Origin of the sequence: Pantoea sp. Ft-CA_14 (genome assembly GCF_024520875.1) — a bacterium.
GTDB lineage: Bacteria > Pseudomonadota > Gammaproteobacteria > Enterobacterales > Enterobacteriaceae > Pantoea > Pantoea agglomerans.
This window is the reverse complement of sequence record NZ_JALNPM010000068.1, coordinates 1-208: the sequence shown is the minus strand read 5'-3', so window position 1 is coordinate 208 and position 208 is coordinate 1. Positions and strand designations below refer to the sequence as shown.

Below are 208 nucleotides of genomic sequence, written 5' to 3'. Positions count from 1 at the left end.
GCGATGCGTTGAGCTAACCGGTACTAATGACCCGTGAGGCTTAACCTTACAACGCCAGAGGCGTTTTTGAGAGACACGATTTTCAGCCTGTACCGGATATATCTGCGCGGCCTTACGGGCGGCGCGGAGACAGAATTTGCCTGGCGGCTTTAGCGCGGTGGTCCCACCTGACCCCATGCCGAACTCAGAAGTGAAACGCCGTAGCGCC

1 rRNA gene is annotated in these 208 nt (G+C 57.7%); it reads left to right on the top strand.

Annotation, left to right across the window (positions count from 1 at the left end):
• Window positions 1-139 precede the first annotated feature (139 nt).
• Window positions 140-208 (top strand): 5S ribosomal RNA (rrf, locus tag NR195_RS22885); the annotation flags it as partial.